The 394-nt window shown below is 72.1% G+C and carries 1 protein-coding gene; it reads left to right on the forward strand.

The genetic code is table 11. The features are described 5' to 3' along the window. Positions 1-370 (forward strand): multicopper oxidase domain-containing protein (locus tag RNB18_RS53255; RefSeq protein WP_311721210.1); only part of this gene is annotated, 370 nt, incomplete at its 5' end. Between the last annotated feature and the right edge of the window lie 24 nt (positions 371-394).

Genomic DNA, 394 nt, shown 5'->3' on the forward strand with positions numbered 1-394 from the left:
GGCGCTGGAGCGGCGCGCGCCGGACCGGACCGTGCGGATGCGGCTCACGGGCGGGATGGAGAAGTACGACTGGGCCTTCGACGGGCAGCCCTACAGCGCGGAGCGGCGGCGGCCGGTGGTGGCCGGGGAGCGGGTGCGGGCCGTCTTCGAGAACGGGACGGCCATGTGGCACCCCATCCATCTGCACGGGCACACCTTCGCGCTGGCGGGGAACGGCGCCGGGGCCCGTAAGGACACCGCGATCGTGCTGCCGCACCGGTCGCTGACCGTGGAGTTCGACGCCGACAACCCGGGGCTGTGGATGGTCCACTGCCACAACGTCTACCACGCGGAGGCCGGGATGATGACCGTCATCGGGTACCGGGGCTGAGGGTGTGACGCGGCACTGATACCG

Source organism: Streptomyces doebereineriae (assembly GCF_031845645.1).
Lineage (GTDB): Bacteria > Actinomycetota > Actinomycetes > Streptomycetales > Streptomycetaceae > Streptomyces > Streptomyces canus.